This is a genomic window from Archangium lansingense (assembly GCF_026626635.1).
GTDB classification, from domain to species: domain Bacteria; phylum Myxococcota; class Myxococcia; order Myxococcales; family Myxococcaceae; genus Archangium; species Archangium lansingense.
Genome location: NZ_JAPNKA010000001.1, coordinates 2,674,505 through 2,688,942 on the forward strand (window position 1 = coordinate 2,674,505; position 14,438 = coordinate 2,688,942).

General features: G+C 68.3%; 12 protein-coding genes and 1 pseudogene. 7 read left to right on the top strand and 6 right to left on the bottom strand.

What is annotated here, in order from left to right; translation table 11 throughout:
- Entirely contained in the window at window positions 1–1,026 is a 1,026-nt protein-coding gene (locus OV287_RS10575) for a ligase-associated DNA damage response exonuclease (RefSeq protein ID WP_267533889.1), read from the bottom strand.
- Between the two features lie 126 nt (window positions 1,027–1,152).
- Here OV287_RS10575 and OV287_RS10580 point away from each other — a divergent pair, with 126 nt between their 5' ends.
- Window positions 1,153–2,070 (top strand): RluA family pseudouridine synthase, encoded by a 918-nt coding sequence (locus OV287_RS10580; protein WP_267533890.1) that lies wholly within the window; start codon window positions 1,153–1,155, stop codon window positions 2,068–2,070.
- Window positions 2,071–2,103: 33 nt separating this feature from the next.
- On the opposite strand, the gene OV287_RS10585 is transcribed toward OV287_RS10580, so the two are convergent.
- A complete protein-coding gene (locus OV287_RS10585; RefSeq protein ID WP_267533891.1) occupies window positions 2,104–2,367 on the bottom strand; it encodes a hypothetical protein in 264 nt (87 codons plus the stop codon).
- 193 nt (window positions 2,368–2,560) lie between these two features.
- On the opposite strand from OV287_RS10585, the gene OV287_RS10590 reads away from it, so the two are divergent.
- Window positions 2,561–3,763 (top strand): heme oxygenase-like domain-containing protein, encoded by a 1,203-nt coding sequence (locus tag OV287_RS10590; RefSeq protein ID WP_267533892.1) that lies wholly within the window; start codon window positions 2,561–2,563, stop codon window positions 3,761–3,763.
- An 11-nt stretch (window positions 3,764–3,774) separates the two neighbouring features.
- On the opposite strand, the gene OV287_RS10595 is transcribed toward OV287_RS10590, so the two are convergent.
- Window positions 3,775–4,545 carry an ROK family protein gene (locus OV287_RS10595; RefSeq protein WP_267533893.1) on the bottom strand — a complete coding sequence of 257 codons (771 nt, stop codon included), beginning with the start codon at window positions 4,543–4,545 and terminating at the stop codon, window positions 3,775–3,777.
- A 151-nt stretch (window positions 4,546–4,696) separates the two neighbouring features.
- Between OV287_RS10595 and OV287_RS10600 the strand changes: the two genes are divergently transcribed.
- Window positions 4,697–5,314 (top strand): SgcJ/EcaC family oxidoreductase, encoded by a 618-nt coding sequence (locus tag OV287_RS10600; RefSeq protein WP_267533894.1) that lies wholly within the window; start codon window positions 4,697–4,699, stop codon window positions 5,312–5,314.
- Here OV287_RS10600 and OV287_RS10605 read toward each other — a convergent pair.
- From OV287_RS10605 to OV287_RS10615, 3 genes are read right to left on the bottom strand one after another with little or no spacing between them, the layout of a single operon-like run.
- Window positions 5,286–6,791 carry a phosphatase PAP2 family protein gene (locus OV287_RS10605; RefSeq protein WP_267533895.1) on the bottom strand — a complete coding sequence of 502 codons (1,506 nt, stop codon included), beginning with the start codon at window positions 6,789–6,791 and terminating at the stop codon, window positions 5,286–5,288. The two genes, OV287_RS10600 and OV287_RS10605, sit on opposite strands and share 29 nt — an antisense overlap.
- Window positions 6,788–7,708, bottom strand: a complete 921-nt coding sequence (locus OV287_RS10610) for a fatty acid desaturase (RefSeq protein WP_267533896.1) — start codon at window positions 7,706–7,708, stop codon at window positions 6,788–6,790. The genes OV287_RS10605 and OV287_RS10610 overlap by 4 nt, the downstream gene beginning before the upstream one ends.
- Window positions 7,692–8,678, bottom strand: a complete 987-nt coding sequence (locus tag OV287_RS10615) for a Rieske 2Fe-2S domain-containing protein (protein WP_267533897.1) — start codon at window positions 8,676–8,678, stop codon at window positions 7,692–7,694. The genes OV287_RS10610 and OV287_RS10615 overlap by 17 nt, the downstream gene beginning before the upstream one ends.
- A 247-nt stretch (window positions 8,679–8,925) precedes the next feature.
- On the opposite strand from OV287_RS10615, the gene OV287_RS10620 reads away from it, so the two are divergent.
- The 4 genes and pseudogenes from OV287_RS10620 to OV287_RS10635 all read left to right on the top strand — a co-directional run bounded on the left by OV287_RS10620 (window position 8,926) and on the right by OV287_RS10635 (window position 14,216).
- On the top strand, window positions 8,926–12,198 hold the full coding sequence (locus OV287_RS10620) for a Kelch repeat-containing protein (RefSeq protein WP_267533898.1): 3,273 nt from the start codon (window positions 8,926–8,928) through the stop codon (window positions 12,196–12,198).
- Window positions 12,199–12,559: 361 nt separating this feature from the next.
- Window positions 12,560–13,183 carry a hypothetical protein gene (locus OV287_RS10625; protein ID WP_267533899.1) on the top strand — a complete coding sequence of 208 codons (624 nt, stop codon included), beginning with the start codon at window positions 12,560–12,562 and terminating at the stop codon, window positions 13,181–13,183.
- Window positions 13,168–13,749 (top strand): annotated as a pseudogene (locus OV287_RS10630) (DUF2380 domain-containing protein); the annotation flags it as partial. The gene OV287_RS10625 and the pseudogene OV287_RS10630, both read left to right, overlap by 16 nt.
- Window positions 13,746–14,216: an NUDIX hydrolase gene (locus OV287_RS10635; RefSeq protein WP_267533900.1), complete on the top strand. Its 471-nt coding sequence runs from the start codon at window positions 13,746–13,748 to the stop codon at window positions 14,214–14,216. The pseudogene OV287_RS10630 and the gene OV287_RS10635, both read left to right, overlap by 4 nt.
- Window positions 14,217–14,438: the final 222 nt, after the last annotated feature.

A 14,438-nucleotide genomic window follows, 5' to 3' on the forward strand; every position in this document is an offset into this window, starting at 1 on the left:
TCAGTCCTCCGTCTCGCCCTCGAAGGGAGTGGAGAGGGGAGCAGCGTCGAGGCCCAGGTTCTCGCGCAGGTAGCGAGCGAGCGTGTCGCTGGAGCCATGGGTGACGAGGATGCGCGAGGCCCCCGTCTCCTTCGCGGTACGCAGGAGGCTCTGCCAGTCCGCGTGGTCGGAGAGGACGAAGCCCCGGTCATAGCCACGGCGGCGCCGGTTGCCTCGCACGCGCATCCACCCCGAGGCGAAGCCTGTCTCATGCTCGCCGAAGCGGCGCATCCACGTGGAGCCGGCGGCGCTCGGTGGCGCCAGCACGAGTGCCCCAGCATAGGAGGTGCCCTTCTCCAGCTCGGACACGGGGCGAGTGGGGAGCATTCGCACGCCGGCCTCGCGGTAGCACTCCACCAGTGCGTGTGTGGCGCCATGCACCAGCACCTCGCGGTCCGTGAGCCGGGCGAGCTCGGCGAGCAGCCGCTGCGCCTTGCCCAGCGCATAACAGAAGAGCACCGAGGCCCGGCCCGCCTCGCGGTTGCCATCCCACCAGCGCAACACCTCCTCGGCGACGAGCCGCGTGTCGTCCCAGCGGTAGATGGGCAGGGCGAAGGTGGCCTCGGTGATGAAGGTGTCACAGCGCTCGGGCTCGAAGGGCAGACACGTCGGGTCCGGGTCGCGCTTGTAGTCGCCGGATACCACCCACACCTCGCCGCGGTGCTCGATGCGGATTTGAGCGCTGCCCAGCACGTGGCCCGCGGGGTGGAAGCTGACCGTCACCTCGCCGAGGGACAGCCGCTCGCCGTAGCCGAGCGTGGAGATGTTCGCGTCCGGGCCCAGACGCTTGTGCAGCAGGTCCAGGGAGGGGCTCGCGCCGAGGTAGCGCTGACTCCCCCACCGGGCATGGTCCCCGTGAGCGTGGGTGATGAGGGCGCGGGCCACGGGCCGCCAGGGATCGATGTGGAAGTTCCCGGGCGGGCAGAAGAGCCCATCGGGGGTCACCGTCACGAGTGGTGGCCTGTCGAGCACGGGGGAGACATTCATCCGGCCTCTGGGATAACGATCACGGGGCGGTGCGGCCACGGGACGGCCAGGGCGGCCGTGGCCTTCTCACCTGCCTGCTCTCCGGGCGTTGTTGCGAGCAGGTGGAGAACGGGGGAGGCTGACGGCATGCGGCTCAACGAGGGTTACGCCTACCGTGAACAGCTGGGAGCTCGGGCGCGAGGACGGAGCACGCTCTCCTATCTGATTGATGCGTATCGGCACTCCCCGGAGGCCGTGTGGCGGGAGCGGCTGGCCCGGGGCGAGGTCTTGCTGGATGACTCCCCCGCGATGGGCGAGGAGCTCCTGCGGCCCGGCCAGTGGCTCGTCTGGAACCGGCCTCCCTGGGAGGAGCAGGATGCGCCGCGCGACTATTCGCTCGTATACGAGGATGAGGCGATCCTCGGAGTCATCAAGCCGAGCGGATTGCCGATGATGCCGGGCGGGGGTTTTCTCGCCAACACCTTGCTGGGCGTCGTCCGGGAGCGCTTCCCGGAGGCGAGCCCCCTGCACCGGCTGGGACGTGGCACCTCGGGGCTCGTGCTCTTCGCTCGCACACACGACGCGGCGGCGAAGCTGTCGCGCGCCTGGCGCGAGCACGAGGTGGACAAGCGCTACCGGGCGCTCTCGAGCGGCGTGGCCACCGAGGATTACTACGACATCACGGCGCCCATTGGCATGGTGGCGCATCCGCGCCTGGGCATGACCCATGGTGTGACTCCAGACGGAAAGGCGTCCCGGAGCCTGGCGCGCGTGCTCGAGCGGCGCACGGCGAGTACCCTCTTCGAGGTCGACATCCTGACGGGCCGGCCCCAGCAGATCCGCATCCACCTGGCCGCCATCGGTCATCCGCTCGAAGGCGATTCCCTCTACGCCGTGGGAGGCGTGCCTTACGCCAGCCAGCCGGGCCTGCCCGGAGATCTCGGCTACCTGCTGCACGCGGAGCGCTTGTCCTTCATCCATCCGCTCTCGGGAGAGCGCCTGGAACTGCGCGCTCCCGTGCCGCGCGAACTGCAAGAGAAGGGCGAAGGCTCGCTCCCCGATTGAGCGCCTTCCCCCTGCCTGCTGACCGGATGGGCGTCAGTCTTCCTTGGGCTCATCCCGTTTGGGTTCACCCCGGCCGCCGTGCTTGTCGTACTCGTTGGACAGGCCCCGCTCCAGGCTCGTGTCGTTCCAGGGCACGCCGACCTCGGAGCGCTGGCCGCCGTTCTGTTCGGTCACGTCGTTCAAGTGCTCGGCTCGTCCCTCGGCGGGAACCCGGTCACCATGCTCCTCCGGGTCCTTCTGCTTGTTGGGGTCCACGGGGATGCCCATGGGTCGCTTGAGCCATTCCTTCTTGTCCATGGTGTCACTCCGGCTGTGAGTACCTGCGCCACGCGTTCCGGGACGGACACGTGTTGTCCCTTCATCGTGTGCATCGCGAGACAGAGTTTGGCGCTGCACCGCCTTGCCCTCTGTGGAATGGCTGGAGAGCGGGCATGGAGGCGAGCCATGGTTATGGGCGCTAATGGGCCCGACAGGGCCGAGGGGGACGAAGATGCCGCTCGTTGACCGGCTGCAGAACGAGACCCGTGCGCACTATGCGGGACTTGAGACCTTGATCTGTGTCCAGGCCCTCGCGGCCGGTACCTTGCCGCCCGACTGCCATCGGGCGCTGCATCAGGCGCTCGCCATCCTTCAACAGGCACTGACTCAGGCCCTCGCCGCCACGTCCCATCCCGTCCTGGTTGCACTCGGGGCCGAGGCTCTGCCCGTTCATCCACTCCTCGAACAAGGTCTCGTCTCCGGTGTGCCCCAGGACAGACTCGAGAGCCATGCCCTCATCGGCGCCATCGCCCTCGGGGTGCGGATGCGGTCCGCTGCACACCGCGAGCCCCTGTCACTCCTCGGCTATCACTACGCGCTGCGCCTGGCCCTCTTCCCTCTGCCTGGTACGTCACCCTGGCGCGAGTTCGCACAGCGGCTCGAAGGCGTGACCATCGAGGCCGCGGAGGAAGAAGGGCTGGTCCGTGCGGCGAGCGAGGCCTTCTCCCTGATTCGGAGGCTGCTCGACGCGCTCCATCCTGCTCGCGAGCTTCCGCCCACCTGGTGGCTCAACCGTGATGCGGGAGAGCATCCCATGACCATGGATCTCGATGAGCTCCAGGCCGCTTTGCGTGCCGCCGAGGCTTCCTGGGAGGAGTTCCCCTATTACGCCTGTCGCTATGGCGAGCACGGTCGCCAGTTCTCCTGGAGCGACAGCGCATGGCTGGTGACGCTGAGTGGACAGGCCGAGGCGCAGGTGTGGAAACACATCTCCTGGCTGGGTGGGCTGCTGGCCGGCCGCGGCATGCCTCGCCTCATGCTGGAGCGCCACCTGCGGATGCTCTATCAGGAGCTTGTCCACGCAAAGCCCATGCAACGGCGGGCCTACGACGTGCTGTGGCAGGTGGCGGAGCGCATGGCCGAGGAGCGGCGTCGGCTTCTCGACGACCAGGAGCTGCGCACGTTCGGGGAGGACTTCGATGTGCGTGTGGGGCCGGAGTGGAGCCAGCGACTGCGCGGGATGGGGGAGCTGCTCGCGGCCGCCGTCGCGGACGAGTGCTGCGGCCTCGCCCAAGCGGTTCCGAGCCTCGCTGCGTGGATGTGCGAGCCCTCACGCTTTCCCGAGCCGTGGATCCGCGCAGTCGAGGAGACCCTCACGCGGGCTCGCGCGTTCTGCCGGGTCCGCATCCCCTCCGGCATGGCCGGGCGGGAGTGACTCTGGTGGTTTCAACGCGGCCGCGGCTCGTCCTTCCAGAGTGCGAAGCCGCCCAGCAGTCCGGCGACGTTCTCGGTGAGCTGCACGTTCCCAGGGAGAGGGATGTCGAGCAGCTTGGCGTTGCCGCCTCCCACGTAGATCTTCCGGGGGTTCCAGATGGGCTGGATCTGCTCCAGTACCCGCTGCACGTGCTTGTTCCACTTCTTTTGGCCGACCCGCTTCAACGCGGCGCTGCCCACGTACTCCTCATAGGTCTTCCCATGGCGGAACGGATGGTGGGCGAGCTCCAGGTTGGGCACGTACTTGCCATCGACGTACAGCGCGCAGCCCATGCCGGTGCCCAGCGTGAGGACCATCTCCACTCCGCGTCCCTCGATGATGCCGAACCCTTGCACTCCGGCGTCGTTGAGTACGCGGACCGGACGGCCCGTGGCCTTGGTCAGCTCCTCGGCAAGCTGGAAGCCCACCCACCCCTTGTGGAGGTTGTGAGCCGTCTTCGTCACGCCCTCCTCCACCACACCCGGGAAGCCCACGGAGACGCGATCGAACGCGCCGAGGGGCTTTATCAGCTTCGTCAGCGCGCCCATGACCGCTTGGGGCGTGGCGGGTCGCGGTGTGGCCACCCGCTGGCGCTCGGTGAGTGACCTCCCATCCGGTCCGAGGACGAGTGCCTTGAGCCCGGTTCCTCCGATGTCGATGGCCAACGTCCTGGGTCCGGGGGCGGTGGTCTCTCGTGCGGTCTTCTTGCGCGGAGACGGTTTGGGGGCATCGGCGGGGGACATCCGTTCCTCCAGCGGTGGAGCGCCAGTGTTAGGGCTCGTCGCTTGGACGGCAACGGTCATGTGGCCACGGAGGTACGCCAACCGACACCACAATCAGAACATGATTGCCCCGGCACCTGTGTCTAGGATGGGCACCTTTTCTGGAGACCCCATGAATCGGACTCTCGGCTGTGTGATGGCGTGTCTGGTGCTGTGCCTGCCGTTGTCGCTCCGGGCCCAGGAGTCTGGTGGTAGCGCGGCGGAGGTCGAGGCTACCCACCAGGCGCTGCGTACCATCAAGAACGACATGGAGCAGGCGCTCAACGCGCAGGACCTCGACAAGCTGCTCTTGCACGTCCACCCGAACGTGGTCTTCACCACGATGAACAACGACGTCCGCGTGGGCAAGGATGCCATCCGCGCCTACTACGACAAGATGATGAACGGCCCGGACCGCGTGGTGCAGAAGCTCACCGCGAAGTTCGAGGTGGATGAGCTGACGCGCCTCTACGGCAGCACGGGTGTTGCCCAGGGCTCCTCGACCGACCGCTACGTGCTCACCGATGGCTCGGACATCACCGTCCACGGCCGGTGGACCTGCACGCTGGTGAAGGAGGGGGACCGGTGGCTCATCGCCGCCTTCCACTACTCGACCAACGTGTTCGACAACCCCGTGCTCGACAAGGTGAAGGGAGCGGCGATGACCTTCGGCGGCATCGCGGCGGTGGCCATGCTCGTCATCGGCATCGTCGTTGGCCGGCTCACGGCGCGCCGGAAGGCCACGAGCTGACCCTGGCGGCTTCGCGCAGGAACGGGAGCTTCCGCGGCAACCGCTTCGACCAGAAGCTCTCGATGGAGCGGTGGAACAGCCGCAGCAGGGCCACTCCGGAGCGGCCCTCGAGTCCGGCCAGCTCCACCGCCGACTGGTCGAGCAGGGCGCGTGCACGGCCATGCTCGGCCACCACCCAGGCCCGCCCCGCCACCGAGCCCATCAGGTCCTCGTAGCGCTTCGGCTCCAGGCCCTCGGTCCGCACCGCCCTTGCCACTTCGGCCGGCACGTTGAGCAGGCCCTTGTCGAGGTCCTCGCCCAGGTCGCGCAGGGTGGAGCACCAGCCGAACGCCTCGAGCAGCGCCGGCGCGTCCGATGCACGGACCTCGACTCCCGCCACGTGCAGCATCAGGCCCACCGACAGCCGGAAGGTGTCCCGGTGGTGCGCGCGAAGGGCCTCGGCCTCGAGCTCCTGGCGGTGGAGCACGCGCTCGCGGTCCCGCCGCATGATGCGCACGAGCCGCACCGCATCGGCGCGCGCCCCTTCGTCCCCGAGCCTGGCAAGGAACACCCGGCCCAACGTGGAGGCCACCTCCGTGTCGCTCCAGCGGCCGGTCTCCATCTGGACGAGGAGGGCGTCCACCCAGTCGAGCGGCTCCCCCTGGATGGGGCGATCTCCATCCAGTACGTCATCCACGAGTTGGAGGAAGCAGAAGCCCGCGCGGGCAACCTGTGTGGCGCGCCACTGGGGTAGCGAGTAGCGGTAGAGGCCCAGGGCGATCAGCAGGTAGCGCGGGTGGCGGCGGGAGAAGTGGTACAGCTCTCGAGCGCAGAGTGCCTCCACCCGGAGCGCTTCGAGGAAGTCCTCGCGGGAGGCTCGGGCCGCCACGAAGCGCCATGTCCCCCAGGCTAGGAGCGCACCGGCCACCACGTCGGCCAGGTGGTGCTCGTGGATGAGCAGGGTGGACGCCGCGATGGCCGCGGCCCAGAGGCCGAACAGGCTCCGGGCGAGCCAGCCCCCGCGCTCGCCATAGGCCAGGGCGGCCGTACATGCGAACGCCACGTGCAGCGAGGGCAGGTAGTTGCGCTCGAGGTTCATCGTGTCGGCCAGGAAGAAGATGCTGGCCCAGCTCCCGCTGACCTCTCGGGGCGGCCAGGCCACCTCGATCGGGAGCACCAGGAAGCAGGCTGCGCCCACCACCGTCTCCAGACAGAGCGCGAGCACGAAGGGCACCATCTCGCGCCACGTCCGGAAGACGAGCAACGAGAGCAGCAGCAGCATGTCCATGCTCACATAGACGGCCGCCCAGGCTGGTACGAAGGGGATGTGCTGCTCGAAGGGCAGGTCTATGCGCACGCCCCACGTGTAGAAGCCGGTCACCCAGCTCGCGCCGCCGTAGACGAGGAGAAAGAAGAGCGTGAAGCCGAGCGTCATCGAGCCCGTGAGGACGAGGGTGTCGCGTCGGGGCCAGCCGAAGAGAGGGGGACTTCCGCTCATCGCTCCTCCGCGGTGGCGGGGAGGGGTCGAGGCCCTCGCCACATGGACAGCCAGATGCTCAGGAACGAGGGCCGGGGCACGTCTTCGTCCACATAGCGGCCCAGGTAGAGCCACGGCACGCGGGGGTGTCGGTGGTGGGCGCGGTGGTAGTGGTAGTTGAGGAACAGCCAGCGCACGGGCGCGGCCACGCGCAGGTCCCACGCTCCATCGCGCACATGCAGCGGAGACCAGGCATGGTCCGCGTATTGGAGCGAGCTCCAGTTGACCGCGAACGCCGCGTAGCACAGCGCCCAGCCGGATGCGCTCAGGTCCAACGCCAGCACCAGCCCGGCCTGCACGGCCATCGTGAACAGCAACTCGAGCCGGATGGTGGCACCCGGCGCGTCCTCGAGCCGTCCGAGGTAGGCCTCGGCCCCGGTCTGTTCCCCGTAGCGGGTGCCCGTGCCCCGGAGCCGTTGCAGCAGGCTCGGGAAGAGGGCGAAGGCGAAGCACCCCACCGGCACGAAGGCCCAGTAGAGCCCGGTGAGGATGGAGTACCACTGGGCATGTTTGAGGAAGCGGTTGTCCCCGGGCCGCAGGTAGTCGAACTGTTCCAGCTCGGTGCGGTTGTGGCGGTGGTGGGTGAGGTGGAAGGTGCGCTGCAGCGTATAGGACGTGGGGAAGAAGGCCGCCGCGAGCCGCCCGAGCCAGTCATTGGTGCTCCGGGAGGGGTGGAGCACGCCGTGCGTCGCCTCGTGGAGCAGCGAGAAGACGGTGTTGTTCACATAGGAGAATGCACCGGCGGCCAGGAGCCTCGTGGCGAGCCACTCCGCGTGCGAGGCGAGCCAGAGACACCCAGCACAGGCGGCCAGGGCGGCGGCGAGGAGCACGGCGTTGAGCGTGGCAGGAATGGGGGCGTCGTCACCCGCGCTCGTCATCGGGGTCCTCCGGGAGCTGGGCGGCGAAGTCGAGCAGTTGGCGCAGCACGGGGTCGGCCGCGGCGGCGCTCGGGTTGAAGCGCATCCTGTTGAGCACGGAGAGGTCTCGCCGCAGGAACGAGGTGAAGAGCCACCGCGACACGGCAAGGCGGAGGTGATCCATCCCTGGGACGCGGGCGGGGCGTGCGGCGAACGACATCTGCACGGACACCCCCTCAGCGCAGGGGCGGAACCCGGCGAGCAGCGCGCTGCGGGTGCGGCCAAGGTCGCTCTCCACCGACATGAGCGTGCCGCCATGCAGGGTGATGGTCACGCCGATGCGGTCGCGCGACAGTGCCTTCATCATCCTGTCGCTGAGCCCCGTGCCGATGACGCGCGAGGTGTAGCGCAGCCGGAGCGTGAAGGGGTCCGGACATTCCACGACAGGGGAATCCCGTAGCTCGCGATGGTGCACGGTGCGCAGGTGCTCGATGTCGAAGGAGTTCGCCGCGATCGGGAGCCACGAGCACCCGACGGTGACGGGTGGGGCGGTGCGCCACCGAAGCTCCGGGCTGCCCACCTCGGGTGGGGGGAAGAGGCTCACGGGCCCGTTGAACACGAGGATGGCTCCGTACCTCTCCACCACGGGGTACGCCCGCTGTCCGGGCCTGTCCGTGGCGTCGGAGCGTCCTGGCGCGGCGCGGCAGATGCCACTCCCGTCGAACTGCCAGTGGTGCAGCGGGCAGCGCAGGTGCTCGCCGATGACGGTGCCGTGCGCGAGGTGGGCCCCCATGTGGGCACAGTGGGCGGAGAGTGCCTGGACCCGGCCGCTCTGGCCTCGGAAGAGCACGAGCTCTCGTCCACCGAGACTCCAGCCCATCACCTGTCCCGGCCGGAGGGCTTCGGACGGACACGCGAGGTACCAGGAGCGCAGCCGGACCGGCTTGGAGCGACGGACCGGGTCCGCCCACGCCACGACATTCACCGCCATGTCGGCAACCTACCGGATGCTCTGCTACCAGGTGAAGCGCAGGGCGAGGTCAGGAGCCATCCGGCACCGGATGTATGTCTTTGCGCACCGCGCTCTTGCCGCGAGTTCTCTCGAAGAATGGAAATCGCGTGGGGATGTTTTTGTTTCATCTTGCTGCTTGGAAAACAATGACTCTCTCCTCGACAATAAGCCTCCGGTCTTTGGATTCCGAGCATGAGGACCGGCACGAAAAGGGAGAGGGCTCTGCATGAAGATGAGGACGCGAAGCACGGACCGGGGACACAAGGCAACCCGGCTCGTTCTGAGGCGCTCGACGGCGCTGGCACTGGCGGTGCTGACGGCTTGCAGCGGGACACAGGACGAGCAGCAGCTTGAGCGCGAGCAGCCGGCCCAGGCACTCACCCATGGGGCTCAGGCGGAGGCCCAGCCGGAGCAGCCGGCCCCGATGCCCACCCGCGAGGCGCAAGAGCAGCCTCGAACGGAGCCGGTGCTCACCGATGGCTCCTCCGCTCCGACCCCGGCGTCCTCTGCCTTCACCCTCGACGTGGTGTCCCAGTGGGAGTGGAAGGGCAGCGCGGTGCTGCCCGAGCACAACCAGGTGATGATGACGCCCGTGGTGGTGGACGTGAACCGGGACGGCACGCCGGACATCGTCTTCAGCTCCTTCTCGGGCGCCGTCTGGAACGCACCTCCGGGTGCGAACAACCGGGATGGCGTGCTTCGGGCCATCAGCGGCAAGGACGGACACGAGCTGTGGGCCGTGGCGAACCCGGAGTATCGGGTGAAGCCCGCTGCGAGCATTGCCGCCGGTGATATCGACGGTGACCGCCTGGTGGAGATCTGCGGCATCCCCGAGACGGGCCGCGGCATCATCTGCTTCGAGAACGACGGTACCTTCAAGTTCCGCTCGGCCCCGGATGCGTACGATTACAACGAGTGGGGCGGTCCCTCGCTGGCGGACCTGGACGGCGATGGCACTGTCGAGATTCTCGACGGCAACCGCGTCTACAGCCACACCGGCGCGCTGAAGTGGGTGGGCTCGGATGGCATGGGCGGCGCCCTGTACACCGGCCCCATCTCCTTCGCGGCGGACATCGACCAGGACGGCTTGCAGGAGGTGATCAACGGCCGTTCCGTTTATCGGCATGACGGCTCGCTCAAGTGCACCAACACGGAGATTCCTCACGGCTTCGCCGCCGTGGGCAACTTCGATGAGGACCCGGCGGGAGAGATCGCCGTGGCCGGTCACGGCAAGGTGAGCCTGCTCGATGACAACTGCCAGCTGCTGTGGACCCGCACGGTCCACCTGACCGATCCGGGCGTCTCCTTCCCGGTCGTTCCGGGTCATGGCGGCGCGCCCAACCTCGCGGACTTCGACGGCGACGGCCAGCTGGAGATCGGCCTGGCCGGCGACTGGAACTACACCGTCTACGCGACCGACGGCTCGGTGAAGTGGACTCGCACCGTCCAGGACTACAGCTCCGGCAAGTCCACCTCCACCACCTTCGACTTCGAGGGCGATGGACAGGTGGAGGTCATCTACGCCGATGAGACCCATCTGCGCATCCTCGACGGTGCCACCGGCGCGCTGCGCTGGGAGACGCGCACCAGCTCTGGCACCACGCACGACCTCCCCATCGTCGCGGACGTGGACGCTGACGGCAGCGCGGAGATCATCATCGCCGCCAACAACCACGCGGCCCCGGGCTTCAACGGCATCCGCGTGTTCCGTGACGCGCAGGATGCCTGGGTGGGCACGCGCGGCATCTGGAACCAGCACGCCTACTCGGTGACGAACATCAACGACGACGGCACCATCCCCGCGAAGCCGGCCACCAACTGGCTCACCTCGGGCCTCAACAACTTCCGCTCCAATGCCCCGGGCGCCGCGCCCGTCTGCAAGGTGAAGGGAAGCTGGACGTCCACGGGCAGCATGGGGCTGCCGAGGCTGATGCACACGGCCGCGCTGCTGCAGGATGGTCGCGTGCTGGTGGCCGGTGGCTTCAACACCACCTCGGAGCTGTATGACGCGGCCACGGGCACCTGGACGCGCACCGGGGACACGCTGGCCAGCCACCTCTATCACACCATGACGCGGCTGCTGGATGGGCGGGTGCTCATCACGGGTGGCGGCGATTGCCCGGTGACGTTCGCCAACTCCGAGCTGTACTACCCGGACCAGGGCAGGTGGCTCTCCACCGGCAGCCTGGTGGTGTCCCGCACCCACCACGCGGCCTCGTTGCTGCCGGACGGCAGGGTGCTGGTCATGGGCGGCGAGGACTCCAACGGCGCCGTGCTGACCTCGGCGGAGCTGTATGACCCGGCCACGGGCACCTGGACGCTCACCGGGAGCCTGGGCACGGCCCGCCGCGAGCACACCTCCACGCTGCTGCCCAACGGCAAGGTGCTGGTGGCTGGAGGCAACAACGCTAGCAGCGAGCGCCTGACCTCGGCGGAGCTGTATGACCCGGCCACGGGCACCTGGACGCCGGTGGGTAGTCTGGCCACGGGCCGCCGCTACCACTCGGCCACGCTGCTGACGACCGGCAAGGTGCTGGTGGCCGGCGGTGGTGCGTTGGACGACGTGAGCAGCATGTCGGCGGAGCTGTATGACCCGGCCACGGGCACCTGGAAGGCCACCGGCAGCATGAACAAGCCGCGCCGCCACCACACGGCCACGCTGCTGCAGAACGGCCAGGTGCTGGCGTCCGCTGGCTACCACGACTACACCGGCATCCTCACCGCGGCGGAGCTGTACGATCCGAAGACCGGTACCTGGTGCCCGGCGGGAAGCCTGAACGTGGACCGCTTCTCCCATACGGCCACGCTGCTGAATGACGGACGCGTGCTGGCGGTGGGTGGTGCCAGCAACACCGACCAGTCCTCCTCCGAGCTGTTCAGCCTGGGCACGGTGGCTCCCGCGCGCTCCTGCCTCGAGCTGAAGAACCGCGATGCCTCACTGGCCAGCGGTGTGTACACGCTCGACCCCTGCGGGACGGGTCCCTCCAGCTACTACTGCGACATGACGACGGATGGCGGTGGCTGGACGGTGGCGGGCTGGCAGGCCGCCTCGGCCAAGACGAGCCTGGGCGTGAGCAATTGGGGCACGCCTGGCGGCGAGGCCTGGTCCAAGGAGCTCGCCTGTCTGCCGTACTCCACCATCCGGGTCTTCAACCGCACCTACGACGAGGGCTTCTCGCGGACCTACGCCGCGTCCACCTGGCCCGCCACCTCGACGAACATGTCCATCGGTGACGTGGGCACCGCCTTCAAGCAGGGCACCTATGGGCCGAGCGGCTCGCTCATCATGATGGGGTGCATCGACTACAGCTACAGGGGGGGCGTCTACCCGGAATACGCGTGTGACAGCGATGGGGAGAGGAGCGCCAAGGGCCACCTGGCGGACTACGCGGGTGAGTACTGCGCTGGCGCGCGGCTTGACCACACCTGGGCCTGGAGCGACGGGACGACCTGCAGGTACCGCGGCGTGCTCTATACGTGGGGCTTCGCCATCCGCTGAGTCCGCTTGGGCCCCGCACGTGAAGGAAGGTGCGGGGCCCTCGGGCCTCGAGGTTTCGGGCGCCTGGTTGGCAACAGGCAGCCGTTTGCTCCTAATCCCCTCGGAGAAGTCAGTTAAGGGTGAGCCCCGCCTGGCGGAAGAAGCCTCGAAGGGCTGCCTCAACCCATTATCCCGAGGGGGATTGGTTGCGAGGGGCATGTGCTCGCCTTCTGCACCAGGGGGTTCATCGAGCTGCCCCAGGTGACCCGTGCGGTTGGGTCACGGTTCCTACGCCGCGAGGCGCATTCTGCCCGCGCTGTCCAGACTGTCCGGATTTGTCAGGGCCGCCCACTCGCATGGGAGTCACCCATTGGAGGCGCTGATGACGTCCACGCTGCTGGTGCAACTGCTCCTCTCTCAGGCGGAAGGGCCCGACAACCCGCCCGATGGGGCAATGGAGCCACCGCTGTCGGCTTCTTCGGCTGGACTGTGGCCTTACCTGACGCGCCCGGAGGTGACGACGCTGGCGCTGCTGCCGCGTGCAGGTGTGGGCGGCGGAGGAGGGCTTCGCGCAAGTGGAGCCCACACGAGCCGGGGGCCTTCGCCTCCGTGGGCCTGGGGGTGGACAATGCGCGCTGACTTGCCCCGGGCCCGGTGGTCGGGCCTGCTGCTCGCCATGGCCCTGCTGGCCACCGGCTGTGTGTCGCTGACGCCACCACCCAACCGGGGGATGCGCCTGCATTACACGCCGCGCGAGCCTGTCCCGCCCGTGTCGGCGGCGGGGCCCAGCGTCGAAGCTCCGGACGCCCTCCCCACCCCGCCTGAGCCCGAGACACCACAGCGGCGGCACCGGCGCCGGGCCTCCCGAGAGGAGGTGACGGCAGTGGGCCCGGACAGCGCCGAGAGGGCCGCGCGGAAGAGCGCCCTCACGGCCCAGCTGGCATTTCGCAGTGCCGTTCTCGACGTGTCGGGCTCCACCCGCCGCATCTCATCGGCCTGGCGGTAGGCGGCGACGGCGTGATGATGGGCACGCGGATTGTCGTGTCCGCCGAGTGGGTGGAGTTGGTGCGCCAGTTGGTGCGCGCGGGCGTCCTCTCGCTCCCCGTCGTCAGCGCCACCGTGCGGATTCAGGCGGGCCAGGTGCTGCTGGCTCAGGTACACGGCGAGCTGCCGCGGGGCGTGCGCGAGGCGCTGGGCGATGGGCCCGAGGTGGGGGCCATGCACGAGACGGGCAAGGCGGGAGCTGGCATGGCCGAGCCGCCGCGGCACCACGTCATGCCCAAAGAGTTCCGCGAGTGGTTCGAAAAGCGCGGCTTCACCGGCGAGATGGACATTGACGAGTTCTGCGTCAAGCTGGAGCAGGCGCATCACGAGGCCATTCACGGTGGTGGCGACTGGAAGCTGGGGCGCATATGGCCGGGTGAATGGAACCGGATGATCATGAAGGCGCTGCTCGAAGCAGAGGCCGAAGCTGGCCGGATGTTGACGCGCAATGCGATCCTGAACATCGTCGCGAAGCGCATGGAGGACTACTACATCCCGATGAACTTCATCGCGTGGAGAGGGCGATGAGTGACGGACATCCTTTTCAGGGCAACTGGGTGGCACGACTGTACGAGCGGGTACGCGAGCGGGGTTACGACTCGCTCACCGCCTTCGCTGATGCGCGCCCCACCATGCCGCTGCACTTGCTTGCCAAGGAACTGGGCAAGGACGACGTCGCTGGGGTGCAGGTACTGCGCGGGCTGCTCGCCGAGGCGGAGCGACGCAAACAGGTCACGCGGTTTGTGCGCGACATATTCGTGCGCCTGTGGACCCAGAGCGTCCCAGAGGGTTGGCCGACAGTGATGGACGACGACAACCTTTTCAAGGTTGCCGAGGCACTCGGCAGTTGGTCCGCGTACACCCCTGGAACTCATGAGGAGCGTGTCAGGAAGGCCAGGGCAGCGCTCCGCGCCGCGCCACCGCCGCCCGGCTGGCGCCCCCTCGGCCCCGACGACGAGCTACTGCGCCTACTCCTGCCCGACGAGGAAGTCTGAACCTCCCCTGCTCCTCCAGGTAAGAACGACGGCCGACGAGACAGGGGCTCTGGCGAGCCCAGCGGATAAGAGCGTTGCCCTCTCTCCCTCACGTCCCCATGAGGAACATGCAGAGCAGCACAGCCCACCCGCGTGACATGCAGCGCCTCCTGGCATTGACTCCATTGTTCCGCCAGGGCGGGTGGCTCGACAACACGTGAGCGTGGAGCGAGGGTACGACCC